General features: G+C 50.7%; 1 rRNA gene. It reads left to right on the plus strand.

From position 1 onward, the window contains the following. Window positions 1-272, plus strand: a 23S ribosomal RNA gene (locus tag GCM43_RS25605); the annotation flags it as partial.

The following is a 272-nucleotide window of genomic DNA, read 5'->3' on the forward strand; positions in this document are numbered from 1 at the left end:
GCGAAGTTGAAATGTTTGTGATGATGCAATCTACCCGCGGCTAGACGGAAAGACCCCATGAACCTTTACTGTAGCTTTGCATTGGACTTTGAATCAATCTGTGTAGGATAGGTGGGAGGCTTTGAAGTGGGGACGCCAGTTCTCATGGAGCCATCCTTGAAATACCACCCTGGTTCATTTGAGGTTCTAACCTTGGCCCGTTATCCGGGTCGGGGACAGTGCATGGTAGGCAGTTTGACTGGGGCGGTCTCCTCCTAAAGTGTAACGGAGGA

Origin of the sequence: Janthinobacterium aquaticum (assembly GCF_009208565.1) — a bacterium.
Classification (GTDB): Bacteria; Pseudomonadota; Gammaproteobacteria; order Burkholderiales; family Burkholderiaceae_D; genus Janthinobacterium.